The following is a 506-nucleotide window of genomic DNA, read 5'->3' on the forward strand; positions in this document are numbered from 1 at the left end:
CCTTCCTCCTCGCTGAAAGTACTTTACAACCCGAAGGCCTTCTTCATACACGCGGCATGGCTGCATCAGGCTTGCGCCCATTGTGCAATATTCCCCACTGCTGCCTCCCGTAGGAGTCTGGACCGTGTCTCAGTTCCAGTGTGGCTGGTCATCCTCTCAGACCAGCTAGGGATCGTCGCCTAGGTGAGCCGTTACCCCACCTACTAGCTAATCCCATCTGGGCACATCCGATGGCAAGAGGCCCGAAGGTCCCCCTCTTTGGTCTTGCGACGTTATGCGGTATTAGCTACCGTTTCCAGTAGTTATCCCCCTCCATCGGGCAGTTTCCCAGACATTACTCACCCGTCCGCCACTCGTCACCCAAGGAGCAAGCTCCTCTGTGCTACCGTTCGACTTGCATGTGTTAGGCCTGCCGCCAGCGTTCAATCTGAGCCATGATCAAACTCTTCAATTTAAGTTTGATGCTCGTGAATTAAACTTCGTAATGAATTACGTATGTTCACTCA

The 506-nt window shown here is 53.2% G+C and carries 1 rRNA gene; it reads right to left on the reverse strand.

From position 1 onward, the window contains the following. A 16S ribosomal RNA gene (locus tag NNO03_RS22495) occupies positions 1-454 on the reverse strand; the annotation flags it as partial. Positions 455-506: the final 52 nt, after the last annotated feature.

It is taken from the genome of Citrobacter sp. Igbk 16 (assembly GCF_028069755.1).
Classification (GTDB): domain Bacteria; phylum Pseudomonadota; class Gammaproteobacteria; order Enterobacterales; family Enterobacteriaceae; genus Citrobacter.